This window comes from Erwinia pyrifoliae DSM 12163 (genome assembly GCF_000026985.1).
Lineage (GTDB): Bacteria > Pseudomonadota > Gammaproteobacteria > Enterobacterales > Enterobacteriaceae > Erwinia > Erwinia pyrifoliae.
In genome coordinates this window covers 1,115,546-1,140,072 of the sequence record NC_017390.1, presented here as the reverse complement: position 1 = coordinate 1,140,072, position 24,527 = coordinate 1,115,546, and the positions used below count along the sequence as shown (strand labels likewise).

The following is a 24,527-nucleotide window of genomic DNA, read 5'->3' as shown; positions in this document are numbered from 1 at the left end:
GGGAAACGGCGCTAGCATAGGACAAACTCTGATGAAGGAAAAGTCATTAACTCCACACAAACAGATGAAGATCGCGCTTAATCTGTCTATAATCAGCGCCCCAAACTGAGGTAGACCATGACTGTAACCACTTTTTCCGAACTTGAACTAGACGAGAGCCTGCTGCAGTCCCTGCAGGAGAAAGGCTTCACGCGCCCTACGGCTATCCAGGCCGAGGCTATCCCGCCAGCACTGGAGGGTCGTGACGTTCTGGGTTCGGCACCAACCGGTACAGGCAAGACTGCGGCCTATCTGCTGCCCGCACTGCAACATTTGCTCGATTTCCCGCGTAAGAAGTCAGGTCCGCCGCGCATTCTGATCCTGACCCCAACCCGTGAACTGGCTATGCAGGTCGCCGACCAGGCACGCGAGCTGGCAAAACACACCCACCTGGATATTGCCACCATCACCGGCGGCGTGGCCTTTATGAACCACGCTGAGGTGTTCAGCGAAAACCAGGACGTGGTCGTTGCCACCACCGGACGTCTGCTGCAGTACATCAAGGAAGAAAACTTCGATTGTCGCGCCGTCGAAACGCTGATCCTGGATGAAGCCGACCGGATGCTGGATATGGGCTTTGCTCAGGATATCGAAACCATCTCGGCTGAAACCCGCTGGCGCAAACAGACGCTGCTGTTCTCCGCCACGCTGGAAGGCGAAGCTATCAAAGATTTCGCCGAGCGTATTCTCAATGAGCCGGTTGAAATAGAAGCCGATCCGGCGCGGCGCGAACGCAAAAAAATCCAGCAGTGGTATTACCGTGCGGATGACATCAAACACAAAACCGCGCTGTTACTGCATCTGCTGAAACAGCCGGAAGTGACGCGTGCAGTGGTGTTTGTGCGTAAGCGTGAGCGCGTGCATGAAGTCTGTGGCTGGCTGCGTGAAGCAGGCATTAACAACAGCTATCTCGAAGGGGAACTGGTACAGGCCAAACGTAACGAGGCGATTAAGCGCGTGGTTGACGGCCGGGTGAACGTGCTGGTAGCCACCGATATCGCCGCACGCGGCATCGACATCGATGATGTCAGCCATGTGATTAACTTCGATATGCCGGTCACCTCCGATACCTACCTGCACCGCATCGGCCGCACCGGGCGCGCTGGTAAAAAAGGCATCGCCATCTCGTTGGTGGAAGCGCATGACAATTTGCTGCTGGGTAAAATCATCCGCTACGTTAAAGAGCCGATAAAAGCGCGCGTCATTGATGAACTGCGCCCGACCACGCGTGCGCCCAGCGAAAAGCTGAAAGGTAAGCCATCGAAGAAAGTGCTGGCTAAACGCACAGAACAGAAAAATAAACAAAAAGCAGAAGAGAAACCACGCGTGAAAGAGCGCCATCGCAACAGAAAAAACATTGGTAAACGCCGTCAGCCTGCCAGCGCTAAAACGGACCCAGCTGAATAGCCTGAGCGTTGGCTTATTTGCCTTAATTAACGGCACCGCAAACGTTGTCCAGCCAGCAAGTCGCGGTGCCGTTTTTTCATCCGCATTATCCGGGTACAACCAGCCCCGAGTCATCATTCAGTGAGTCAGTAATAAAAACACACCCTATTGCTTACCGCCGTACTGGATGGACATTATTGGGTTTATCAGATCGGATAATCAGATATAAAAACGGCTGGTGAGTTATTCAACACCCGCTCAGTTATCATCCCCGTTTCAACCTTACAGACTGCCCGTAAAGGCACGGATATGCACGTCACGCTACTGTTCCGGCGTCAGTGCATGAAAACGGACAACATAACGGACCACATAGTAGATACGCGTAGGGTTAGCTGCGGGGTAATCTCCGGATGTTTCACCACTTCTTCCAGCCCTTCCCGGCTAAGAAAATTGGCATTAAGGTGCTGACCGCCTGCCACGCGCAGCCGATATGCAACCTCCAGGGGAATTTCGCGACATTTAATCTGCCCTGAATCGCTTACCGCTATCAGCGGATCCTCACGGTAACCTGCTTTAGCACAGACGCATCGCACCCGCCTTTTTTGCCATCCAGCAGCCAAAAAAGCAACTTTCTGTTTTGCCTCTATTTTTACGCCCTTAACCGCTTATTCGCTTGTGCAAACTTTCCCTCTTTTTCGTTATTACATGCAGGCAAAGCGCGATAAGCTACGCACTCTGACAGATTAAGGAGAGGATAATGGTTAATACCATGACCTGGCACGACGTGCTGGCTGAGGAAAAAGAGAAACCTTATTTCAGGGACACTTTAGCAATGGTCGCCGCTGAACGCGCGTCCGGTAAGACCGTTTTTCCCCCACAAAAGGATGTCTTCAACGCCTTCCGCCTTACCGAATTAGGCGCAGTGAAGGTGGTGATTTTGGGACAGGACCCCTACCATGGCCCCAATCAGGCGCACGGGCTGGCCTTTTCCGTGCTCCCCGGCGTTGCGGTGCCCCCATCGCTGGTCAATATATATAAAGAACTGCTGACCGATATTCCCGGCTTTGAGCGCCCAAACCACGGCTTTCTGGAAAGCTGGGCGCGCCAGGGAGTGATGTTGCTCAACACGGTGCTGACGGTGGAAGCCGGTCAGGCACATTCGCATGCTAAGTTCGGCTGGGAAACCTTTACTGATAATGTGATCGCCGCCATCAACCAACACCGTGAAGGCGTGGTGTTTCTGTTATGGGGATCTCATGCTCAGAAGAAAGGCAGCATCATTGACCGCAAGCGCCACCATGTCTTGCAGGCCCCGCATCCTTCGCCCCTTTCCGCACATCGCGGCTTTTTTGGCAGCGCTCACTTCTCTAAAACCAACCGCTGGTTGAGTGAACAGGGTGAAACGCCGATCGACTGGATGCCACAACTCACGCCGCAGTAGCCTTATATGTGCGCTCCCTTTCACGGTGCGGTTATGGCAATGCGCCTGCGGGCGCATCATCAATGGTTTGATGCCATCAAAAGCGGCTTACGGATAAAAAAATAGCCGCTTGAAGCGGCTATTTGATGTCGGGAGCGTCTGGCTGTAAGGATCAGCTTTTACTTTTAGCCACTGCGACCATCGCCGGGCGCAGCAGGCGGCCGTTAAGCGTATAGCCGCGCTGCATCACCATCATAACGTGGTTAGGCTCGACCTCTTCCGATTCCATCATCGACATCGCCTGGTGCAGCTCCGGGTTGAATGGCACGTTGGTGTCACCCACCACTTCAACGCCGAACTTGCGCACTGCACCCAGCAACGACTTCATCGTCAGCTCGATACCTTCGATCATGGCGGCCAGTTCAGGATTAGACTTATCCGCCACTTCCAGCGCACGTTCCAGGCTGTCAATCACCGGCAGCAGTTCGTTAGAGAATTTCTCCAGCGCAAATTTATGCGCCTTTTCCACATCCAGCTCGGCACGGCGACGGATGTTTTCGATTTCGGCCTGAGCGCGCAGCTGTGCATCACGCACGCCGTTCTGTGATTCAGCAAGCTGGACCTCCAGCTGAGCAATACGCTCATCACGCGGATCCACCACTTCTGCTGCCGTCTCCGCGTCCTGATTTTGTGCCTGCTCCATCTCAATTTCGTCTGAGACTTGCTCGATAGGTGTGTTCTGTTCTTTACTACTCATGAATTTCTCCGCGTTTGTGCATATTCATCTCGCTGGTTCGCTTATTATGGGGATCAGAATCGCGGTTTCAAGGGAACCAGCCACATTGTCGGGGGAGTTTACCTCGTAAGGAATGTCAGTAACATGAATAACCCTTTCAGCTGTATCGGGATCGTTGGCCATCCACGCCATCCAACCGCGCTCACCACGCATGAAATGCTGTATCGCTGGTTAACGAAGAAAGGCTATCAGGTGATTATCGAACAGCAGATAGCGCGTGAATTAAAGCTGGAAGGCGTTGAAACCGGTACATTAGCAGAAATCGGCCGCAGAGCCGACCTGGCAGTGGTGGTCGGCGGCGATGGCAATATGCTGGGTGCCGCTCGCGTGCTGGCGCGCTACGATATAAAAGTCATTGGCATCAACCGTGGCAATCTCGGGTTCCTCACCGATTTAGACCCGGATAATGCCTTGCAGCAGCTGGCCGACGTGCTGGAAGGCGACTATTTCGTTGAAAGCCGTTTTCTGCTGGAAGCGCAAGTATGCCGCCAGTCCGGTACGCCCCGCATCGGTACTGCCATAAACGAAGTGGTGCTGCATCCGGGCAAAGTGGCACATATGATTGAATTCGAAGTGTATATCGATGAAAACTTCGCCTTTTCACAGCGTTCTGACGGGCTGATCATCTCGACCCCGACCGGCTCCACCGCCTATTCACTCTCTGCCGGGGGGCCAATCCTGACGCCGTCGCTGGATGCCATTGCGCTGGTGCCAATGTTCCCACATACCCTGTCAGCGCGTCCGCTGGTGATTAACAGTAGCAGTACCATCCGCCTGCGTTTTTCACATATGCGCAACGACCTTGAGATCAGCTGCGACAGCCAGATAGCGCTGCCTATTCAGCAGAGTGAGGATGTGCTTATCCGCCGCAGTGATTACCACCTCAATTTAATTCATCCGAAAAATTACAATTATTTCAATACGCTAAGTTCAAAGCTCGGCTGGTCAAAAAAATTATTCTAAAAAATCGCCTGGTTTGTTTACTGTTTATAAAACCAGTATATACTGTATGTAAAACCATATCTGTGTTTTCATACAGGAAGGCAACTATGCTGTCACAACTGACCATCAGTAATTTCGCCATCGTGCGCGAGCTGGAGATCGATTTTCAGCGCGGTATGACTGCCATCACCGGCGAAACAGGTGCGGGTAAATCCATCGCCATCGACGCGCTGGGTCTTTGTCTGGGGGGGCGTGCCGAAGCAGATATGGTACGTCAGGGAGCATCGCGAGCTGATATCTGTGCCCGCTTCTCGCTGAAAGATACCCCATCAGCCCAGCGCTGGCTGCTCGACAATCAGCTGGATGACGGCAATGAATGCCTGCTGCGCCGGGTGATCGGCAGCGATGGCCGCTCACGCGGCTTCATCAATGGTACCGCAGTGCCGCTTTCACAACTGCGAGACCTGGGCCAGACTCTGATTCAAATCCACGGTCAGCATGCCCATCAGCTACTGCTCAAATCCGAACACCAGAAAACGCTGCTTAATGCCTATGCCGCAGAACCTGAGCTAATGCAAAGCATGGGGCGGCACTATCGTCAGTGGCACCAGAGCTGCCGCGCCCTTGCCCAGCATCAGCAGCAATCGCAAGAACGTGAGGCCAGACGTGAACTGTTGCACTACCAGCTGAAAGAGCTGAATGAATTTGCCCCGGCCAGCGGCGAATATGAACAGATTGATGAGGAATACAAGCGTCTGGCCAACAGTGGACAGCTGCTTTCCACCAGCCAGCGGACGCTGCTGATGCTGGCAGATGGCGAAGATAACAATTTGCAAAGCCAGCTGTACAGCGCACGCCAGCTGATGAGCGAACTGATCGAGATGGATGATAAACTGAGTGGCGTTTTCTCTATGCTGGAAGAAGCCGCTATCCAGATAGGCGAAGCAAGTGACGAACTGCGCCACTACTGCGATCGTCTTGACCTTGACCCTAACCGCCTGCACGAACTGGAACAGCGTCTTTCACGTCAGATTGGGCTGGCGCGCAAGCATCATATCAGCCCGGAAGAGCTGCCCGGCTTCCATCAGCAGCTGCTGGCCGAGCAACAGCTGCTGGACCAGCAGGAAAGCGACCAGCACCAACTGAGCCAGGCCGTTAACACGCACTATTCCGCCGCCGTTAGCTGTGCAGAGCAGCTACATCTGCGCCGCGTTCACTTCGCTGAAGAACTGAGCGGTCTTATCACTGACAGTATGCATATGCTGTCGATGCCACACGGCCGCTTTACCATCGACATTCAATTAAACCCGGACCACCTGACTGCTGAAGGAGCCGACCGCATTGATTTCCGCGTCAGCACTAACCCGGGTCAGGCAGTCCAGCCGCTGGCGAAAGTGGCATCGGGTGGGGAACTGTCCCGTATCGCGCTGGCAATTCAGGTGATCACCGCACGTAAAATGGATACCCCGGCGCTGATTTTCGACGAGGTGGATGTGGGCATCAGCGGTCCAACGGCTGCCGTGGTCGGCAAAATGCTGCGCCAGCTGGGCGAATCTACGCAGGTCATGTGCGTTACACATCTGCCGCAGGTCGCGGGCTGCGGTCATCAGCACTTCTACGTTAGTAAAGAAACCGACGGTGAGATGACCGAAACCCGTATGCAGCCGCTGGATAAGCGCTCGCGCCTGCAGGAACTGGCACGTCTGCTGGGCGGGAGCGAGGTGACACGCAACACGCTGGCGAACGCCAGAGAGCTTTTAGCTGCCTGACCATTGCACTTTATTAGCGGTTTGTGGTCATATCGTTGCTTCACAGAGGTTTTAAACTGCGGAAAGGTTTATTATCATCGGCAGCTGAAGCTGGAGTTGTCGCTGCCTACTGACAGCCCCGGAAGACCTGACGCTGCGGTTTCAGGCATTCAGGGGATACGAATATAGCCACAAAGGAATAAACATTGATTATGCGCTGTAAAACGCTGACTGCTGCTGCGGTGGTTCTTCTGATGATGACCGCCGGGTGTTCCACTCTGGAGCGAGTGGTTTACCGCCCGGATATCAACCAGGGCAATTACCTGGTTGCCAACGATGTTGCAAAAATTCATGCCGGAATGACACAGCAGCAGGTTGCTTACACCTTGGGCACACCGATGATGCATGACCCGTTTGGGAGTAACCAGTGGTTTTACGTCTTCCGTCAGCAGCCAGGCCATGAGCAGGTTAAGCAGCAAACGTTAACGCTGACTTTTGACAGAAGCGGCACGCTGACCAACATTGATAATAAGCCGGCTCTGAGCAACAACGCAGGTTAACCCCTGCTTGCAAGGTCTGAACGAGGTTAAGACCAGCAGAACCGACCTGCTGTTTCGCACAGCCTGGTACATATGGTCAATCGGGAAGACGTTTAACCGGTCGTTACTGGTGGGCTGGAGCAGATAAGGCGCATGAAGCGCCTTATTTTTTTGCCGCACGCTCGGCGCGCTGGCGACGCAGATCTTTGGGATCGGCTATCAGCGGGCGATATATTTCCACGCGGTCGCCGCTATTAACCTCATCCTTCAGCTTTACTGGCCGGCTAAAAATGCCCACCTTGTTTTCCTGCAGATTGATCTCCGGGCGCAGCTGCAACAGCCCTGAGGCTTTTATCACCTGCTCTACAGAGCTACCCTGCGGAACCTTAATATTGTAGATATACTGCTTTTCAGGAAGTGCATACACCACTTCTACAGTGATATCAGACACTGTAAACCTCTTTTGCGCGCTGGGTAAATGCCTGCACCATGCTGCTGGCCAGCTCTTTGAACACCCGACCAAACGCCAATTCCACCAACATGTTGGTAAACTCAAAATCCAGGTTCAGCTCTACCTTACAGGCTTCTTCGCTCAGTGCGGTAAAACGCCAGCCGCCGCTCAGTTTGCGAAACGGACCGTCGACCAGCTGCATATCAATACTCTGGTTATCAGTCAGCGTGTTACGCGTGACGAAAGTTTTACTTATCCCTGCCTTAGAGACATCCACTGCGGCGGTCATCTGAGCGGGGCAGGCTTCCAGAATCCGGCTTCCTACGCAGCCCGGTAGAAACTGCGGATAACTGTCTACATCGTTAACCAGGCGGAACATTTGCTCAGCACTGAACGGGACCAGCGCAGAACGACTAATCTGGGACATATCGATTCCTGTCATTTCTCATAACCGCCTGATAATACCATCGACCGTTATCAAACAAAAATTCTCTACTGCGAAGCTTCTGCTAAAATAGCTTTTTTTCCCTCGCGGCCGCCGTGACGGGGATGCCATTAATCACCGCTTCATGTACACTAACGGGCACTATGACAAAGAAAAAAGCACATAAACCCGGTTCCGCTACCATTGCCATGAATAAGCGCGCCCGCCACGAATACTTTATTGAAGAAGAGTTCGAAGCCGGGCTTTCGCTACAGGGATGGGAAGTTAAATCTCTCCGTGCCGGCAAGGCCAACATCAGCGACAGCTATATCCTGCTACGCGATGGCGAAGCCTTCCTGTTCGGTTCCACCTTCCAGCCGCTGAGCGTTGCGTCATCACACATTGTGTGCGACCCAACCCGCAGCCGTAAGCTGCTTTTAAAGCAGCGTGAACTGGATACGCTATTCGGCAAGGCCAACCGTGATGGCTATACCATTGTAGCGCTATCGATGTACTGGAAAAATGCCTGGGCCAAGCTGAAGATCGGCGTGGCGAAAGGTAAGAAAGAGCACGACAAGCGCGATGATATTAAAGATCGCGAATGGAAATTAGACAAAGCACGTATTATGAAGCACGCCAACCGCTAACATACTGGTGCAGCGCCCGCTTTTTATGATATAGTGCACGACAGTACTTGGGGCTGATTCTGGATTCGACAGGATTTGCGAAGCCCTAGGAGCATGCCGAGGGGCGGTTTGCCTCGTTAAAAGCCGCAAAAAAATAGTTGCAAAACTAAAGTATAACGAATCTGTAGCTAACGACGGTGAGTATGAACTCATCGCCGCAGCTGCTTAATCAGCTTAATACACTGAAGGTTCCCTCTCTCCCTAGCCTCCGCTCTTAGGACGGGGATCAAGAGAGGTCAAAACTAAAAGAGATCGCGTGGATACCTTGCCTGGGGTTGAAGCGTTAAATCCAATCAGGCTAGTTTGTTAGTGGCGTGTCCGTTCGCAGCTAACCGGTGAATGTAATAACTGGACTAAGCATGTAGTGCCGACGGCGTAGTAATTCTGGACGCGGGTTCAACTCCCGCCAGCTCCACCACTTTTAGCAGGACTGCACCCAGACAGTAACTATAAAATCAGTTACTTATGGACACTGACCAGACAGAAAGCAGACCACAAAAAGACAAAAACATGCACGTCAAATCCACGTACATTTAGAAAAACCCCAGATTTTACGATCTGGGGTTTTCTATTTGTAAGTAAGCGAAACAATTTATCCCCCCCCCCCGTACACCCACCCATTCAGCCTGATTAAATTCAGAGTAGCTACGATTCATTAGCCCGGGTTATCATGGGTAAATGGCAGTGGCCGGAAGAGACGTTCGGGTAAGGTCTTTGTGACGCTTGCAAATACACAGCGTGCATTTGACAAAAGATCAATTCAGACGCTTATTTATCAGGGATAGGGCGAGTTGGTCACCCGCAACTTTTTGCCATTGTCGCAGCGGAACTCGAAGCCGTCTGAGCACCAGCATCGGTTACTCTCAGCCACCGCCACGCGTCCTTTATGGGCCTGCTTCCGATGGTTATCAGCAGGCTTACGCTCGAGAAGCAGATGGTGTGTGCACATGCGGTACACCCGTTTTGCGTTAACAACAGGCTGTCCGTCACGATCAGACTCCCGCCGCAACAGCGCCCATACCCGTCGATAACCGTACGTGGGCAGGTCGGCCACGGCGGTATTTATCCGGCAACACAGTACATCTCCTCGCGGTTGGGATAGGCCCTCTTTCCCGCGTTGCCTGTCTATTGGAATGCGCCCGCAAACAGCCAGGTTTCAGTGCCTGCGATGCTGAAAAGTGAAACAACATCTATGCGGTTAAACTCCAGTCGCTTCTGCCTACACTGCCAGTCGTCGAAAGTGCATTCTCGAAATTTAACCAAAAGATCCTCATTGTAATCATTAACTTGCGCAAGGTGAACTTTGATTGCATCAGGTGTTAGATCTGGAAATTCCATCTGCAGATAATCAAAAAGCTTCCATTCGCTTCCTCATCATAAGTCTGGACTTTTCATACGCTACGGTGACGCAACTACCCCACCAACCATAAAATTGCTGCCTATGAGGTTAGAATAATTTGGTATTAGCAATGTCCTCTGCTGACGTGCAGTTTTTGATCTCACCAAAAAGTAACATCAATTTATCTTATTAGTAATAATTTACAAAAAAAAATAGCTTTCACATAAATCATTAAATAATTGATTTAATTGAACTAAAAAACAAAGCACAAAAATTTATAAGAAAAATCTTAATATTTACACGGAAATATTCTAATATGTATAGAAAATCTTTAGTAACTTAATCATCAAAGCATAAAGCACTGATAAATAAATAAAATATTAATTCAAAGGTCATGCGTAATGGACGATAATGAAGGTTCACTTTACAGAAACTCAAATCTATCACTCAGTCAGAAACTTGAAAAGGCGCGAGCAGAACTCCTCGATCTGACAGCCAGAAATCGTTTACTTAACATACCAAAATCAAAAAAAACAAAATTTTTAGAAATTGTTAATGAACGTTCTGACATCCTGTTCAAAATGCTTTTTGAAGAAGGTAAACTATTTACTTTTCTCCATGGAAAAGAAGATAAAAAAACAGATGAAAGCGATGAACCCAATGATATGGATTCTGACTCTGAAAATATTATTTTCTTAGAAGACTCAGAATCAAACCATACGGATACAAAGCTTCAGACTAAGCTCACACCAAAGACATTACAAAAAAAGTTATTAGATTTATATTATGACTCAAAAACTCTTGAAGAAGAACAAGGCGTAAATATCCTGTTTCTTTCTTTGGGCTTACTAAAGTGGATAGATCCTAATAATAAAGCAAATATACGCTATGCACCTCTAATATTATTACCAGTTGAGTTAATGCGAGCCAAAGCAGGTGAGCGTTTCAAAATAAAAGTCAGGGATGAAGACATTATTAGCAATCTTTCCCTCGAAACATTCCTTAGTCGTGTTCATCAAATTAGTCTTCCCGCCCTATATATTGATGATGAGTTTTCTTTAAAGGATTATTTCGTTTCAATTAAGCAAGCTGTTTCATTGAAAGAAGATTGGGAAGTATTAGAAAATGAAGTAAATTTAGGTTTATTTTCTTACGCCAAATTCATGATGTATACAGATTTAGATCCAGATAACTGGCCCTCAGGTTCAAAAATTACAGATCAAGAAGCAATTAAGTGCCTCTTAGAAACTGGCTTTTCTGGCGGGGAGTTAATGTCTGACGACATTGTTATTGATTCAGTGATTCCTCCCCGCGAAATGCTACATATTTTGGATAGTGACAGCTCACAGACTCTTGCCATTCAAGAAGTACGTAATGGTAAGAGTTTAGTTATCCAAGGCCCCCCGGGAACCGGTAAATCTCAGACTATCGCAAATATCATTGCTGCAGCTATAGCAGACGGTAAAAAGGTATTGTTTGTTGCTGAAAAAATGGCTGCACTTGAAGTAGTTAAGCGCAGGCTGGACCAGGCTGGACCAGGCTGGACCAGGCTGGGATTGGAGATGCTTGCATTGAATTGCATAGCAATAAAACGAATAAAAGAGCATTTCTTGAAGAGCTTAAACGTGTTTGGGAACTCGGTTCACCTCGGGGAGAGTTTCCAGATACGTTAATCAATAATCTCACAGAAAGTCGTGATATTCTTAATACTCACCCCAAAAGAATTCATAAATCCTATATGCCCTGTGGGGTAACGCCATATAAGGTTATGGCGCAACTGATACGACTCAGGCAATCAGGTTATAATCCAAATGATTATAACCTAAATGGGTACGAACTATGGACTAACGACGATTTTGATAAAAGACACGCACTCATAGATGAGTTAATTGAAAGAATAAGCGATATCGGTATTCCTGATTTTCACCCATGGAAAGGTATTGGCAGGACTGAGATACTTCCGAGTGAAGTTGAACGACTGACATCTTCATTAAGAAATTTAGACTCTGAATTTATGAATACTATTGAGGGAACGTCTAACCTCTCAAAAGTTACAAATGAAGTCTATTGCGTTGAAAAAATCAATGACTTGCAGGAACTCATCCGAATTGCTGAATTAATAAACTCAGCACCCAAAATATCATCTGAATCATTAATCTCATCACTATGGGATAGCTCACAAGATGATATCAAATCCTTAATTGAAGAAGGATTCTCGTTTAAAGAACTTCGCAGTAAAGTTGAAAGTCAGATAAATGCAGAAAAATTCCACATCGAGGTTACTAACCTTGTAGAAGATTATAATAAACTTCCTAAAGATTTTAATATTAATGCTTTTACTGCTACGCATAAAATCAAAACACTTGCACCTAAGCTCTTGAAAGAGGCTTCGAAATTACAGCAAGAATTAGGATCAAAAATAGGGTTTTCAAATCTAAATGAAATTAAAAGTCTTATTGAGCTGGGAGAAAGTATCACTCATGCTCCCAATGTTAGCTCGGAGGCATTCATTGCCACTGTATGGGAAGGGGGCATTGAAAAAGCTGCAAACCTGGTTACAGATATAAAGCAACTTAGCATATACAAAGAAAAAGTTAACGTTACCTTCATTGAAAATGCCTGGGAAACAGATGTTGAAATCGCCAAAAATTGCCTGGTAAACAAAACTGGTGCTTTTAAAATACTCAATGGCGAATGGAGAAAATCGAAAAAGTTGGCTCTTTCCTTAATACGTGACCAAAGTTTAACGATCCCGCAGCAAATTGAGAAGCTCAAGCTTTTACTTAAGGCACAGAAACTTAAAAAATCAATTAACGAGTTGAATGACTTCGGCCAGTCTGCATTCAGTTCTGACTGGCGAGGTGAAAACAGTGACAGTGAGCTTTTAAGATCTCTTGTTGAATGGATGCAAACTCTGGGTGGAATTAACTCTGAAGCAAGGATTATTGCGAGCCGTCTTGCCAATAAAGATGCTTTGATTTATCAGGTTAGTCAACTCAAAAAACTGACAGATGAAGTGCTCAATGAAAGCCACATTTTGTGGAACTCTCTGGGAAGCTCACCAGAAGAATATTTTGATAACTGTTACTCTGTAAAAAATATTCCGTTGAGATCCTTGGCCGAAAAATCTGATTCGCTCAGTACTATCGACTCAGTATACAACGAAATATTTGTGAATGCTGGATTGTCAGTTCCTGATCGCATTGAAGTTCTGAATTTATTATCCAGCACGCAACAAAAATTCAAAGCCATTCATTCTTATGATGACATAGCTCAATCAACAATGCATTGAAGTGGTTTACTGAATTTGGCCATCTGAACAGAGGTGATATGCTCACCTCAGAACAACACAGGTGCTCCAATGAAAAGAAGAAATTTTAGTCCTGAATTCAAACGTGAATCCGCTCAGTTGGTTGTTGATCAAAACTACACCGTCTCTGATGCCGCTAAGGCTATGGATGTCGGTCTTTCCACGATGACAAAATGGGTCAAGCAACTGCGTGATGAGCGGCAGGGCAAAACACCAAAAGCCTCTCCGATAACACCGGAACAAATCGAAATACGTGAGCTGAAGAAAAAGCTACAACGTATTGAAATGGAAAACGAAATATTAAAAAAGGCTACCGCGCTCTTGATGTCAGACTCCCTGAACGGTTCTCGATAATCGGGAAACTCAGGGCGCGTTATCCTGTGGCCACTCTCTGCCATGTGTTTGGGGTTCATCGCAGCAGCTATAAATACTGGAAAAATCGTCCTGAAAAACCAGACGGCAGACGGGCTGTGTTACGAAGTCAGGTACTTGAGCTACATGGCATCAGCCACGGTTCGGCCGGAGCAAGAAGCATCGCCACAATGGCAACCCAGAGAGGCTATCAGATGGGGCGCTGGCTTGCTGGCCGGCTCATGAAAGAACTGGGGCTGGTCAGTCGCCAGCAGCCGACTCACCGGTATAAGCGTGGCGGTCATGAACACGTTGCTATCCCGAATCACCTTGAGCGACAGTTCGCCGTAACAGAGCCAAACCAGGTGTGGTGCGGTGATGTGACCTATATCTGGACAGGCAAACGCTGGGTATACCTCGCTGTTGTTCTCGACCTGTTTGCAAGAAAGCCAGTGGGCTGGGCAATGTCGTTCTCGCCGGACAGTAGACTCACCATGAAAGCACTGGAAATGGCATGGGAAACTCGCGGTAAGCCCGCAGGAGTGATGTTCCACAGCGATCAGGGCAGTCATTATACGAGCAGGCAGTTCCGGCAGTTACTGTGGCGCTACCGGATCAGGCAGAGTATGAGCCGGCGTGGAAACTGTTGGGATAATAGCCCAATGGAACGCTTCTTTCGGAGTCTGAAAAACGAATGGGTGCCAGTGACAGGTTACGTAAGCTTCAGCGATGCGACTCACGCCATAACGGACTACATCGTTGGATATTACAGCGCACTCAGGCCGCACGAATATAATGGTGGGTTGCCACCAAACGAATCAGAAAATCGATACTGGAAAAACTCTAACGCGGTGGCCAGTTTTTGTTGACCACTTCAACCCTCAGGTCGGTATCGCAGGTTTCTTCATTGATTTAGCCATTGCCGACCCTGACATGCCGGGCCGCTACCTGATTGGGATTGAATGCGATGGAATGACTTACCACTCTTCCCGGTCTTCGAGAGAAAGAGATCGTCTACGTCAGGCGGTGCTTGAAGATCATGGATGGATCATTCACAGAATTTGGAGTACTGACTGGTTCCAGCGTCCTGAAGAGCAACTTCAGAAAACTCTCTCTGCTATCCAGGCGGCTAAGAAGGAGCTCGAAAATCGTTCTGAAACTTCGCTATCTCGTTCGAGAGCTGTACCTATCGAGATAGTGACAGTAGAAAGAGAGACTGTCACAGAAATTGGTTTACAGACGATTGAAGACAGCTCCAACGAAGCCGTGGCATATTTTGAGGCTGTTCCTGACGTTGATACAAGAGTCCAGATTCATGAAACCCCAGTGGGAATACTCGCCAAGATAGTCGAACAGATTGTTCTTATTGAAGCCCCGATACATGTGAATGAAGTAATCACTCGCATAAGATCCGCATGGGGTTTACAACGTGCGGGGGCTCGTATTGAATCAATTGTCAAAGACGCTATAAAAATTACAATCTCAAATGATGCAATTTCTTTGGAAGATGATTTTATATACCACAATAGTCATTCCATAAAATTGAGAGACAGGACATATGTTAAATCTGCAGGATTAAGGAAGTCTGAAAACATATCGAATAAGGAAATGGAGGCAGGAATTATTGATATTATCAATAAGAGCTTTGGTGCTACCCAAGATGAGCTAGTGAATTCTTTATCTAGAGCCATGGGGTTCAAGGCTACAAGCGGTAGTTTGAAAAACCTTATTTCCTCAATAATTGAAAAAATGGAAATCGATAATAAGATTGTTTACATAGAGCCCATGTTTCATATCGCTTAAATTAATAATTTAGCGGCTTACTTTGTTAAGCCGCTCAAGGAGATCGCGAATGAAAACTACAAGGCTACTATTTTCGGGCGTCTCCTGATAACACCTAAAATAATCGATAGATTTAACAGCTTAAAATGGGGTTAAGATTATGATTTATCTATGTTATTAATGCAATAAAACATCTTTTGAGATCAACTGTCCTTGGTGCTCTGGCGGCGTTACAACGGCAACAAATGCATGGGGTACGAAAACGCCAGCGCCCATAACTTCAGAACAAATGATACCTATCAACCCTTCCTTTTATCCAGAATTTCAGTACCAATCAAAAGGCATTTTGAAAGATTTATTTGGGAAAAAGAAAGAACAATCCCAGCTAAATCAGCTTTTGCAAGATGTTTTAGATAAATATGCAGCGTTCAAAGATCCATATTTTACAAACTTCATTTATACAACTAAGTTTTCGCACGATAAGCAATCAGAAAATGATTCATCAAAAGATAAGAGTACTTATTCTGATTTTGTGCTGTTCCGTGAGGTTCTTGTTAGAAAGGGATTTAATGAGTTAGAAGAACTACCAATGCTTTTGGACAAACTTTTGCTTACTACATCATTCAACGCTTTGTATAACGGATTTGCGAAAGAGATAAAAAGGCATATCAAACCGACATTTACTGAATCGTTGAAATCATGGATAGAAGAAGCAGGAACAACGTTTAGATCTGATCTTTCATTGTTTTTATATTTCACCTGGAGTAATAGAATAGCTTTCTCTTCTTTAGAGTTTAATGAAGATGCTGAAAAAATGCCTGGTGTTCCGTTATTATCATTTGATTATATTAGAAAATACATATCCGTCTGCGAAAATATTTACTTTGACATATTAGTTGAAAGACTTGCCACCCGACTTGAACACTTTAACCCGGAAAAATATATTAATATGTATTCGGTCGATTCTATGAATGGTTTCGAGTTTGAAGACTTCTTAGTTAAAGTTTTCCAGACTCTCGGGTATGACGTCAAAGAAACCAAGAGAACACAAGATCAAGGCGCAGATCTATTTGTAAAACGTTTTGACAAAAGCATTGTAATTCAGGCAAAAAATTATTCTGGTTCAGTTGGCAACTCAGCAGTGCAGCAGGCCATCTCGGCCAAAACATTTTATTCTTGTGATGAAGCAATGGTTGTTACAAACTCATATTTCACAAACTCGGCGAAGGAACTTGCAGAGTCAGCAAAGGTCCGTTTGGTTAATAGAAACGAACTGCAAAATTATATAGATGATTACAATCAAAAGATAATTGAAAACTTCCAATAATTTAAATCTCACCACTTTCAGTCAAGGTGGTTTATAGTTTAAATATACCTGGCTGATTAGCAATGTAAGATTTTGACAGTTTTCAAAAGGAGAAATATATGCTGACCCGCCAGGAAAAAGTAAAATAATTTTAATTTAGCGCCTGCAAGTTTTAGTGGCTATTTTGAATTAAATTCGAAAACCGTTTCTTTCGACCTTCATAAAACTATTGGAGCAGTTCTTATTTCGATTTAAAACATCACTTATAATAGAAGTTATATCAACCTAAAGGTTGCGTTGAGTGGATTGAAGCATCGTGCGTAGCTGCTGGTAATTCTTTTGCGATTATCAGCCGCGACGATGATCTGTTAGGTTTGGTACTGTGCCACTACAATATCTCGAAAACGTCAATTAAAGCTTTCAATAAATCCGTTCTGTGTTGCTTTGTCCGGCTAAATAAGCCGAAGCTTCAGGCCGGACATGAGAGAAGAACCACTAAATACAGCCAAACCCCGTTGATATCCAATTATGCTGTGAGTTGAGGGAGCGAGGATCAAACAGCCGTTATATCCGGCATTTCTGTTCTATATCTGCGGCGCGACATAATTTATACCTTTCACCGGTTCAAAATAGGGCAGCCCCATAATGATACCAAAAAAATAATTATCGCCGGGGCTGGCATTTAACTGTTGGGAATAACGTTCATGCAGCATAAGCTCGCCGCTGAGGTGTTTTTCGAATTTCGCTCTCAGTTTGGCCACCGTTAACAACGCGGCAGAAAACGCCTCCCGGTCATGGCGTTCTGCGGATGCCATTAGCGGCCCCATCCCCTGCTGGCGCAGCTCAAGATAGCTCGACCGGTAGCACTCTTTTAGTTTCTCTTCCCCCGGCAGTAACTCCGTCTGTATAAATGCCGTAAAGGCCGCATCGGCCTTTACCAGCAGGGATTTTGCCAGGGTAAGTGACTCTGCTGCACGCTCGAAATCGCCAGAATCAATTTCTTCCAGATAATTCTCCAGATACATCTGACTGGTACGCCCGTGATTAATCGGGTCGATCAGTGACAGAATAACGCCAATTTGCAGGTCGATATCCTGCGATGACGCTTTCAGTTGCTCTTTATCGGTTGGGTCATGACTGGTGCCGATCGTTATGGCCAACATAAAAATAGCAAAGCCAATAAAAATGTATTTTCTTGAAGGCATAGTTAAGATTCTTATTCCCTCTGTTTGCCGCAGGATTTCGATCGGAAAATTTAGCCTCTGTTGCCAAATATTCCGTTCATCCAGCAGATATCCCTGCTGCCGGATTTTCTGTTCCCGGGCGGGTTATCAGAACAGCCTGAGCTTGATAAACATCATTAGCTGGCGGAAATAGTGCCTGAGCCTGCGGCGAATTTTTTTCATGGTGCACGGCCTGCCATGCGGCGCTTCGACTAGTATTGCCACCGCATCCTCAGGGCTAATCACCGTATAGGTATGTGGATCAAGATAGGTGGGATAAGCGATCAGTCCTTGATAAATCAGATCGTTTGGCGTCAGTTTGCGCGTGCGGCGGGCGCAGGGTAATTCATCGTCCGTTAGCCCCCAGCCTGCATAGAAAGGCAATCCGTAGCAATGAACACGTTTTCCGTGCAGCAGCGCTTCAAATCCCCACAGTGAAGTCATGGTGTGCACTTCATCTGCCTGCATGATGCACGGGATAATATCGACGTCGCGCGCGTCGAAATCCGCCAGGCGGCTCAGTGCATCAGGTGAAATATCCCCCTTCAGATCCCCCGCCAGCGCGTTCGGATGTGGCTTATAAAAAATAAATGCCTGGGGATAGTTTTCTCGCACGCGGTGCAATAAATCATGATTGGTACGCACCCCGAGCGCGCCGGTGGCAAGCGAAATATCGTCTTCCACCTGGCCCAGTACCAGTATCGCTAGGCGATTAGCGGCGGCGGCGGGCAGTTGAAAATGGTCAACGTCTTGTTTAACGGTGCGCTGCTCCACCAGCCGCTGATGAAGCCGCTGCGCTCTTGTCGCTTGTTGCGCTGACAGCTGACTGTTATTCAGCATCTGTTCCAGATCGCTCGGGCGACGCGCATCGTAATAAATGCCCTGTTTATCAAGCACCAGCGACAGCGGCGGCTTCTGAGCTGCCCCGTGTCCACTGGAACGCAGCAGGCCATTTTCCATGCGCCAGACGGGAATACCGCGCTGTTGTGCCAATCTGCCCCAGCGATGCTCTCCTTTGATCCCCCAAACCACGCAGGCTTCTGCCGGTCGGCAACGCCTGGCCATGGTCAACTGATTATCACGCGTGTGCAAAAATGGCTTCACCATCGTCGCTTTCCACAGCGGAAGCCCGGGCGCCCATAGATGCCCGACACGTTGCAGGCCGTGCCGGCGCTCACGCACCAGCCACTCAAGGACCTCGGTCAGTCTCGCCGGTTGCCCGCTTGCGGGATGAATATAACGGCTATACCGCAAATAGGCGGCGGTAAACAGCGCGGTCAGTGAGGCGCGCCCCCGTCGTTCCGCCAGGCAGGCGGCTCCAGAATGGCGGTCGTCGGTCAGCCCCCAGGCGGAATACCACGGCAGACCAAAACACACTACCGGTTTACCCGCCAGCAACGCCTCGAAACCTAACTGCGAGGTGACAACATAGACTTTAGTCACCACGCGTAGCAAAGACTGCGGGCTGACATCTTCAGTGAACAGATGGACTCGTTCATCCAACTCTACCGCCCCCAAATAGCCCTGCTTAGAACCACTCAGTACATCAGGATGAACCTTGACCCAGATTGTCGCGTAAGGATTTTCGCTCAGCGCTGCATTCACCATGCGGGTAAAATCGGTCGCTCCGCCACCGCCCCACTTGACTGACAGATCGCCAGCGGTTTGATCCACCACCAGCACCACGTCAGACGGCATCGGCGTTGTGCGTTTAAACGGCAGAGCGTGATTGAATTTGGAAAGATCTTCGTTAACGATGGTACGCATGGCGTCTTCCGCTTCCGCTACCAGCACGCTGCTACCTGGCGTGTCCTGAATCAAACGTTCAAGCGTACTGGGGCGTCCTGCATCGTAGTACATGCCAAGACGATCAACGACCATGGAAAATGGCGACGCGCCTTCTACACCCAGTCCCAGCGAACGGATAAAACCGTCCTCAAGTCGCATCAGGGTCTTACCGGCGGATTGGGCAGCCCGAACCTCCTTTTTACCGGATGGACGATAGCCCCATACGGCGATTGCATCTACCTCTGCGGGTAGGGCATGGCGCAGCGCAACTTTGTGGCAACGCTCACGCAAAAAGTTGGCCAGATAAGGAATACGCCAGATGCCGGAAGAATAAATGCCAATCATAATGCTACCTGTTGCTTAACCTGCCATTCGCTTTCCCGCCCGGACTGCTGAAAAAAAGCATCGCGAACGGGGCCAGTCGTTATCTTGTGCAGCGTGTTGATTTCCCTATCACGCCAGGCTCCCTTGTGCCGGGACGGCGGGCGGGTAATGCGGGTCGGGTATATGCCGGATGTCTTCAATGTTCTGTAAAAACGCAGCCGGATATTCCGCTCCCGACAAGGGAAAAATGGCCGTTAGTCGGGAAAGACATTGCGTTTGAGGCCGGCATGAGGCATATCAACCCGGTGAACGATGCCTTGAAATACCCCATTGACAGAAAGCCCACCGTGCTGGTTTTCTGCCGCTCCCCCCTGCGTGCCGGGTTGTTTATTTCGCCATGGCATCTGCCAGCGATCCCACCACCTGCATCTCTTCGCGACTGAGCAGCATTTCGATATTCACCAAAATGACCATGCGCTTGTCTATCACGCCGATCCCTTCAAGATAGCTGCTGGCCATCACTGAGGAGACATCCGGCGTCGGCCTGATTTGGCTTTCATCCAGTGACAGCACGTCGGCAACGCCATCAACCATAATGCCCAACACGCGATCTTTAAGATTCAACACGATAACCACAGCAGCGGCATTTTCGGTCTCAACCACCTGGTCAAAACGCACGCGCAAATCGACAATCGGCACAATCACGCCGCGCAGGTTGGTGACACCGGTGATAAATTCAGGCACGTTGGGAATACGCGTAACCCTGTCGCAGCCGCGAATCTCCTGCACTTTCAAAATATCGATGCCGTACTCTTCATTCGCTAAGCGAAATACCAGGTATTTTTGTCGACCGGCATCGGATACGGCAAGATGATTGCCAGCGTTTAAGGTCATGATTTCTTTCCTTCTAAACGATCGGATTGATGACTCAGGCTGGCCAGTTCAATGACATCCAGAATCAGCGCCACGCTACCATCGCCCAGGATGGTCGCGGCGGAGATACCGGGCACTTTGCGATAATTGTGTTCAAGATTTTTCACCACCACCTGATGCTGGCCAACCAGCTGATCGACCCACAGCGCATAGCGGCAGCCACCGCTCTGTACAATAACGATGATGCCGTCTTCAGATGCAGCCTCACCAGACACATCAAATGCCTGGCGCAGTTCCGTTAACGGCAGATACTCACCGCGTACCTGCACCAGCCGTGACTGACCAACAAATTGATAAAGCATATCTGCACTGGGCTTCAACGATTCCATCACCACGTTCAGCGGCAGCACGTAGATTTCGTCCCCCACCTTGACGGACATGCCGTCAAGGATGGCCAGCGTCAGCGGCAGCAGAATACGGATGGTGGTGCCTTGATCCTTGACCGAACAGACTTCCACATGTCCGCCCATTGCCAGAATATTACGCCGCACCACATCCATACCGACTCCGCGCCCGGAAACATCGGTGACGTTAGTTGCCGTAGAAAAACCGGCAGCAAATATCAGCATCCACACTTCATCGTCGCTGGCTGAATCGGCTATCTGGGTGCCGCGCGATCGCGCTTTGGCCAGCAGTTTTTCCCGATTCAGGCCGGCACCATCATCTCTGACTTCAATAACGATATTGCCGCCGTGATGTTCTGCCGACAGCGTAAGATTGCCCGTGGCGCTTTTCCCTTTACGCAGACGTTCGTCTTTTTCCTCGATGCCATGATCGAGACTGTTACGTACCAGATGCGTTAACGGGTCGATAATGCGTTCAATCAGACTCTTATCCAGTTCGGCGGCACCGCCCAGCAGGGTCAGCTCAACGTCTTTATTCAGCCGGGCGCCAAGGTCGTGAACCAGGCGCGGGAAGCGGCTAAAGACGTAATCCATTGGCATCATGCGGATCGACATCACCGACTGCTGCAGCTCGCGCGCATTACGTTCCAACTGCGCCACGCTGCTGAGCAACATGCCGTACTTGGCCGGGTCAAGCTGTTCGGTCAGCTGGGAAAATATCGATTGGGTGATAATCAGCTCACCCACCTGATTAATGATCATGTCAACTTTTTCTACAGCGACACGAATGCTGCCGGACTCCGTTCCGGTGGTACGCTTCGCCATCTCAGGCTTAGCATTGACGATAACTTCCGCTGCCGCAGACACTGCCGGGATCTGTGCAGGTGCGACCGCATCGGGTTCGATCGGCGCACTGACGGCAGCCGACGGGCGAATATCAATTTGGGTTTCATCAAGCACAAAACACAGCACCGCGCCGATCTCATCGCCGAGTACCGAGGTCTCGAGTTCCACCTCAATGCCGCTGCCGACAGGCCGCTGACTGATAACGGTTCCGAGGTTAGCTAGCTCATCAAGCAGCAGCGGCTGCTCTTGCGGTTTGATACCGCTTAGCGTGACGGTAAGGCGACCATCGCTTTTCGGGGCATGTGTTACAGATGGCGTGGCAGGTTGCACTACCGGCTGCGACAGTTCGCCTTTTTCCGACAAAGCAATCTGCTGTAGCGCCGCACAAATATAGCGAAAACTCTCTTCATCTGGTTCCTGCAACGACTGATAGGCTTCAAGCTGCGCTTGCATAATGTCCTTACCTTCCAGAAAAAGATTAACCATATCGCGGCTCAGCTGTATCTCACCGCAGCGGGCTTTATCCAGTAAATTTTCTAACAGATGCGTGGTTTCCTGCAGCACGCTAAATCCGAAGGTGCCCGCACCGCCCTTCAGTGAATGGGCCGCACGGAAAATCGCATTCAGCTGCTCAATATCAGGACGCGCGATGTCCAGCAGCAGCAGATGTTGCTCCATATCGGACAACAGCTCTTCAGCTTCTGAGAAGAAAACTTGTGAAAAATCATTTAGATCCATCTGAATATCCCTGAACCGCGCTCACGCTGGTTCCCAGTGGGAGGGCCGTGTCCGCCTGCTGGAGAATGCTGTTTTCCTCCAGCACCTGCCGTTCCTTGAGCTTGCTCAGCACCAAAATGCTGATACGTCGGTTCATCGGGTTATCCGCGCTGATATCCGTCAGTCCCATGCGGCTACCGGTACCTATCACGCGTAAAATATGATCATCACCCAGTCCGGCGTTAACCAGCACACGTCGTGCCGCGTTGGCACGCCCGGTGGAGAGTTCCCAGTTGCTGTAGCCACCGCTGCCACCGGCATAGGCCAACGAGTCGGTATGCCCGGTCAGGCTGAGCGAATTAGGCAGCTCTTTCAGTAAAGGGACCAGCGCCTGCAGAATGCCTTTCATATACGATTCAGGCGATTCACTGCCGGTCTTGAACATTGGCCGCTCCTGACTGTCGGTAATTTGAATCATCAGGCCGTCATCCGTCAGCGTCAGCAGCAGGTTGGATTTAAAGTTGCTCAGACGCGGATCGCTTTCGATCATCGCTTCCAGATGGGTTTTGACCTTTTTCAAACTTTCCACGTTCTTAAATTTGTCCAGCTTGTCGACCTGGTATTTGGAAACTTCACCCTCTTGCCTTATCACGTCATCGCCGCCGCCGGGGATGACACTTTCGCTGAAACTGGTCTTATTTCCCTGTCCCATCGTCGGCTTAATCGGCATACGAAAATAATCGGCGATCATTTCGCGCTGCATATCGGAAGAGGAAGCGAGCAACCACATCACCAGAAAAAAGGCCATCATTGCCGTCATAAAATCGGCATAGGCGATTTTCCATGTCCCGCCATGGTGAGCATGCTTTTTATGCTTGCGCTTGCGCTGCCTGATAATGGGAGTGGTTGCCTTCATTCAGCAGCATCCCCAGACTGATTTTTGAAACTCCCATTGCTTTTGACCTCACGTACGTGGGTTTCCAGCTCTTCAAAGGAGGGGCGCTCGCTGGTATACAACGTTTTACGGCCAAACTCGACCGCGATTTGCGGCGCATAGCCATTGAGACTGGAGAGCAGGGTGACCTTAATACATTGCAGCATTTTGACCTGATCGCTGCTCTTCTGACGCAATACCGTCGCCAGCGGCAGCACAAAGCCATAAGCGATAAGAATACCGAGGAAAGTACCCACCATGGCATGTGCAATCAGCATGCCCAGTTCGGCAGCGGGACGGTCAGCCGCCCCCAGCGCGTTCACCACGCCCATGACTGCCGCCACAATACCAAAGGCCGGGAAGGCGTCACCGACGGTATTAAGACTCTGTGCCGGAACTTCCAGTTCTTCCTGACAGGTTTCAATTTCTTCGTCCATCAAATCTTCAATTTGGTGGGCGTTCATACTGCCGCTGATCATCAGACGGAAGTAATCCAGCACAAAGTTGATCAGCGTCGGGTCAGAAAGTAAACGCGGATAGGCACTGAAAATATCGCTGTTGGCCGGATCTTCGATATCCTTCTCCAACGACATCAAGCCCTGAACACGGCTCTTGGAGAGCAGAAGAAACAGCATAGCCATCAGATCCATGTAAACGACTTTACTGTAGCTACGACCGAAGAAAAGACGAACCAGCGCTCTGCCGGTGGCCTTCAACGACTTCATATTATTACCGACGATAAAGGCGCCAACACCTGCCCCACCAATAATCAGTAGCTCAACCGGCTGAAATAATGAGCTAAGACTGCCACCGGAAAGCACAAAACCACCAAAAACAGTCGCAATAACAACCAAATAGCCAATGACTACTAACACACTTACTCCTTTTTATCGTTTATG

General features: G+C 49.0%; 19 protein-coding genes, 1 other RNA gene and 3 pseudogenes. 12 read left to right on the top strand and 11 right to left on the bottom strand.

The annotated features are described in order from the left end of the window. Nucleotides 1-117 precede the first annotated feature (117 nt). Nucleotides 118-1,446: an ATP-dependent RNA helicase SrmB gene (gene srmB / locus EPYR_RS05105; RefSeq protein WP_012667344.1), complete on the top strand. Its 1,329-nt coding sequence runs from the start codon at nt 118-120 to the stop codon at nt 1,444-1,446. 300 nt (nt 1,447-1,746) lie between these two features. On the opposite strand, the pseudogene EPYR_RS05100 reads toward srmB, so the two are convergent. Next, nucleotides 1,747-2,053: pseudogene (locus tag EPYR_RS05100) on the bottom strand (autonomous glycyl radical cofactor GrcA). 129 nt (nt 2,054-2,182) lie between these two features. Here EPYR_RS05100 and ung point away from each other — a divergent pair. Beyond that, complete coding sequence (gene ung / locus EPYR_RS05095; protein ID WP_012667343.1) at nt 2,183-2,866, top strand: uracil-DNA glycosylase; 684 nt, start codon at nt 2,183-2,185, stop codon at nt 2,864-2,866. A 151-nt stretch (nt 2,867-3,017) separates the two neighbouring features. On the opposite strand, the gene grpE is transcribed toward ung, so the two are convergent. Continuing rightward, the gene (gene grpE, locus EPYR_RS05090) at nt 3,018-3,602 is read right to left on the bottom strand and encodes a nucleotide exchange factor GrpE (RefSeq protein WP_012667342.1); all 585 of its coding nucleotides are present in this window, start codon (nt 3,600-3,602) and stop codon (nt 3,018-3,020) included. A 123-nt stretch (nt 3,603-3,725) separates the two neighbouring features. Here grpE and nadK point away from each other — a divergent pair, with 123 nt between their 5' ends. From nadK to bamE, 3 genes are all read left to right on the top strand, one after another. Next, on the top strand, nt 3,726-4,604 hold the full coding sequence (gene nadK, locus EPYR_RS05085) for an NAD(+) kinase (RefSeq protein WP_012667341.1): 879 nt from the start codon (nt 3,726-3,728) through the stop codon (nt 4,602-4,604). Between the two features lie 86 nt (nt 4,605-4,690). Beyond that, nucleotides 4,691-6,352 (top strand): DNA repair protein RecN, encoded by a 1,662-nt coding sequence (gene recN / locus EPYR_RS05080; RefSeq protein ID WP_012667340.1) that lies wholly within the window; start codon nt 4,691-4,693, stop codon nt 6,350-6,352. 191 nt (nt 6,353-6,543) lie between these two features. Then, the gene (bamE, locus tag EPYR_RS05075; RefSeq protein ID WP_012667339.1) at nt 6,544-6,891 is read left to right on the top strand and encodes an outer membrane protein assembly factor BamE; all 348 of its coding nucleotides are present in this window, start codon (nt 6,544-6,546) and stop codon (nt 6,889-6,891) included. 142 nt (nt 6,892-7,033) lie between these two features. Here the strand turns inward: bamE and EPYR_RS05070 are convergent, their stop codons facing one another. Continuing rightward, nucleotides 7,034-7,321, bottom strand: a complete 288-nt coding sequence (locus EPYR_RS05070) for an RnfH family protein (protein ID WP_012667338.1) — start codon at nt 7,319-7,321, stop codon at nt 7,034-7,036. Next, nucleotides 7,314-7,748, bottom strand: a complete 435-nt coding sequence (locus tag EPYR_RS05065) for a type II toxin-antitoxin system RatA family toxin (RefSeq protein ID WP_012667337.1) — start codon at nt 7,746-7,748, stop codon at nt 7,314-7,316. Before EPYR_RS05065 ends, EPYR_RS05070 begins: the two co-directional genes overlap by 8 nt. A gap of 161 nt (nt 7,749-7,909) precedes the next feature. Here EPYR_RS05065 and smpB point away from each other — a divergent pair, with 161 nt between their 5' ends. Together smpB and ssrA are read left to right on the top strand one after the other, a co-directional pair. After that, nucleotides 7,910-8,392 carry an SsrA-binding protein SmpB gene (smpB, locus tag EPYR_RS05060; RefSeq protein WP_012667336.1) on the top strand — a complete coding sequence of 161 codons (483 nt, stop codon included), beginning with the start codon at nt 7,910-7,912 and terminating at the stop codon, nt 8,390-8,392. Nucleotides 8,393-8,441: 49 nt separating this feature from the next. Next, nucleotides 8,442-8,849, top strand: a transfer-messenger RNA (tmRNA) gene (ssrA, locus tag EPYR_RS18935). Nucleotides 8,850-9,224: 375 nt separating this feature from the next. On the opposite strand, the pseudogene EPYR_RS18930 reads toward ssrA, so the two are convergent. Continuing rightward, nucleotides 9,225-9,500 (bottom strand): annotated as a pseudogene (locus EPYR_RS18930) (IS3 family transposase); the annotation flags it as partial. A gap of 671 nt (nt 9,501-10,171) precedes the next feature. Here EPYR_RS18930 and EPYR_RS20985 point away from each other — a divergent pair. From EPYR_RS20985 to EPYR_RS05025, 5 genes and pseudogenes are all read left to right on the top strand, one after another. Continuing rightward, nucleotides 10,172-11,443 carry a DUF4011 domain-containing protein gene (locus tag EPYR_RS20985; protein WP_012667335.1) on the top strand — a complete coding sequence of 424 codons (1,272 nt, stop codon included), beginning with the start codon at nt 10,172-10,174 and terminating at the stop codon, nt 11,441-11,443. Further along, nucleotides 11,347-13,062, top strand: a complete 1,716-nt coding sequence (locus EPYR_RS20980) for a DNA helicase (RefSeq protein ID WP_226060706.1) — start codon at nt 11,347-11,349, stop codon at nt 13,060-13,062. The genes EPYR_RS20985 and EPYR_RS20980 overlap by 97 nt, the downstream gene beginning before the upstream one ends. A 69-nt stretch (nt 13,063-13,131) precedes the next feature. Then, nucleotides 13,132-14,300, top strand: a protein-coding gene (locus EPYR_RS05035) for an IS3 family transposase (RefSeq protein WP_104945030.1) whose coding sequence is annotated in 2 segments (ribosomal slippage) — nt 13,132-13,381 and nt 13,381-14,300 — 1,170 coding nt in all. Because the reading frame shifts where the segments join, the coding sequence is not laid out codon by codon here. A 7-nt stretch (nt 14,301-14,307) separates the two neighbouring features. Beyond that, nucleotides 14,308-15,234 (top strand): annotated as a pseudogene (locus tag EPYR_RS05030) (DUF3320 domain-containing protein); the annotation flags it as partial. Between the two features lie 181 nt (nt 15,235-15,415). Then, the gene (locus tag EPYR_RS05025) at nt 15,416-16,540 is read left to right on the top strand and encodes a restriction endonuclease (protein ID WP_315942441.1); all 1,125 of its coding nucleotides are present in this window, start codon (nt 15,416-15,418) and stop codon (nt 16,538-16,540) included. Between the two features lie 563 nt (nt 16,541-17,103). Here the strand turns inward: EPYR_RS05025 and EPYR_RS05020 are convergent. The 6 genes from EPYR_RS05020 to motA all read right to left on the bottom strand — a co-directional run bounded on the left by EPYR_RS05020 (nt 17,104) and on the right by motA (nt 24,503). Next, entirely contained in the window at nt 17,104-17,724 is a 621-nt protein-coding gene (locus tag EPYR_RS05020; RefSeq protein ID WP_012667331.1) for a Tar ligand binding domain-containing protein, read from the bottom strand. A gap of 126 nt (nt 17,725-17,850) precedes the next feature. Continuing rightward, on the bottom strand, nt 17,851-19,875 hold the full coding sequence (locus EPYR_RS05015) for a capsular polysaccharide biosynthesis protein (RefSeq protein ID WP_012667330.1): 2,025 nt from the start codon (nt 19,873-19,875) through the stop codon (nt 17,851-17,853). Between the two features lie 366 nt (nt 19,876-20,241). Further along, on the bottom strand, nt 20,242-20,748 hold the full coding sequence (locus tag EPYR_RS05010; protein WP_012667329.1) for a chemotaxis protein CheW: 507 nt from the start codon (nt 20,746-20,748) through the stop codon (nt 20,242-20,244). Next, the gene (gene cheA / locus EPYR_RS05005; protein ID WP_012667328.1) at nt 20,745-22,715 is read right to left on the bottom strand and encodes a chemotaxis protein CheA; all 1,971 of its coding nucleotides are present in this window, start codon (nt 22,713-22,715) and stop codon (nt 20,745-20,747) included. The genes EPYR_RS05010 and cheA overlap by 4 nt, the downstream gene beginning before the upstream one ends. Continuing rightward, nucleotides 22,702-23,610 (bottom strand): flagellar motor protein MotB, encoded by a 909-nt coding sequence (motB, locus tag EPYR_RS05000; protein ID WP_012667327.1) that lies wholly within the window; start codon nt 23,608-23,610, stop codon nt 22,702-22,704. The genes cheA and motB overlap by 14 nt, the downstream gene beginning before the upstream one ends. Further along, on the bottom strand, nt 23,607-24,503 hold the full coding sequence (motA, locus tag EPYR_RS04995) for a flagellar motor stator protein MotA (RefSeq protein WP_012667326.1): 897 nt from the start codon (nt 24,501-24,503) through the stop codon (nt 23,607-23,609). The genes motB and motA overlap by 4 nt, the downstream gene beginning before the upstream one ends. Nucleotides 24,504-24,527 lie beyond the last annotated feature (24 nt).

What these genes read in the sequence shown, in the direction of transcription:
- ung (WP_012667343.1), top strand. Translation starts at nt 2,183, where the DNA reads ATGGTTAATACCATGACCTGGCACGACGTGCTGGCTGAGGAAAAAGAG.
- cheA (WP_012667328.1), bottom strand. Translation starts at nt 22,715, where the DNA reads ATGGATCTAAATGATTTTTCACAAGTTTTCTTCTCAGAAGCTGAAGAG.
- EPYR_RS05015 (WP_012667330.1), bottom strand. Translation starts at nt 19,875, where the DNA reads ATGATTGGCATTTATTCTTCCGGCATCTGGCGTATTCCTTATCTGGCC.
- EPYR_RS20985 (WP_012667335.1), top strand. Translation starts at nt 10,172, where the DNA reads ATGGACGATAATGAAGGTTCACTTTACAGAAACTCAAATCTATCACTC.
- nadK (WP_012667341.1), top strand. Translation starts at nt 3,726, where the DNA reads ATGAATAACCCTTTCAGCTGTATCGGGATCGTTGGCCATCCACGCCAT.
- recN (WP_012667340.1), top strand. Translation starts at nt 4,691, where the DNA reads ATGCTGTCACAACTGACCATCAGTAATTTCGCCATCGTGCGCGAGCTG.
- srmB (WP_012667344.1), top strand. Translation starts at nt 118, where the DNA reads ATGACTGTAACCACTTTTTCCGAACTTGAACTAGACGAGAGCCTGCTG.
- grpE (WP_012667342.1), bottom strand. Translation starts at nt 3,602, where the DNA reads ATGAGTAGTAAAGAACAGAACACACCTATCGAGCAAGTCTCAGACGAA.
- EPYR_RS05010 (WP_012667329.1), bottom strand. Translation starts at nt 20,748, where the DNA reads ATGACCTTAAACGCTGGCAATCATCTTGCCGTATCCGATGCCGGTCGA.
- EPYR_RS05065 (WP_012667337.1), bottom strand. Translation starts at nt 7,748, where the DNA reads ATGTCCCAGATTAGTCGTTCTGCGCTGGTCCCGTTCAGTGCTGAGCAA.
- EPYR_RS05020 (WP_012667331.1), bottom strand. Translation starts at nt 17,724, where the DNA reads ATGCCTTCAAGAAAATACATTTTTATTGGCTTTGCTATTTTTATGTTG.
- smpB (WP_012667336.1), top strand. Translation starts at nt 7,910, where the DNA reads ATGACAAAGAAAAAAGCACATAAACCCGGTTCCGCTACCATTGCCATG.
- motB (WP_012667327.1), bottom strand. Translation starts at nt 23,610, where the DNA reads ATGAAGGCAACCACTCCCATTATCAGGCAGCGCAAGCGCAAGCATAAA.
- bamE (WP_012667339.1), top strand. Translation starts at nt 6,544, where the DNA reads ATGCGCTGTAAAACGCTGACTGCTGCTGCGGTGGTTCTTCTGATGATG.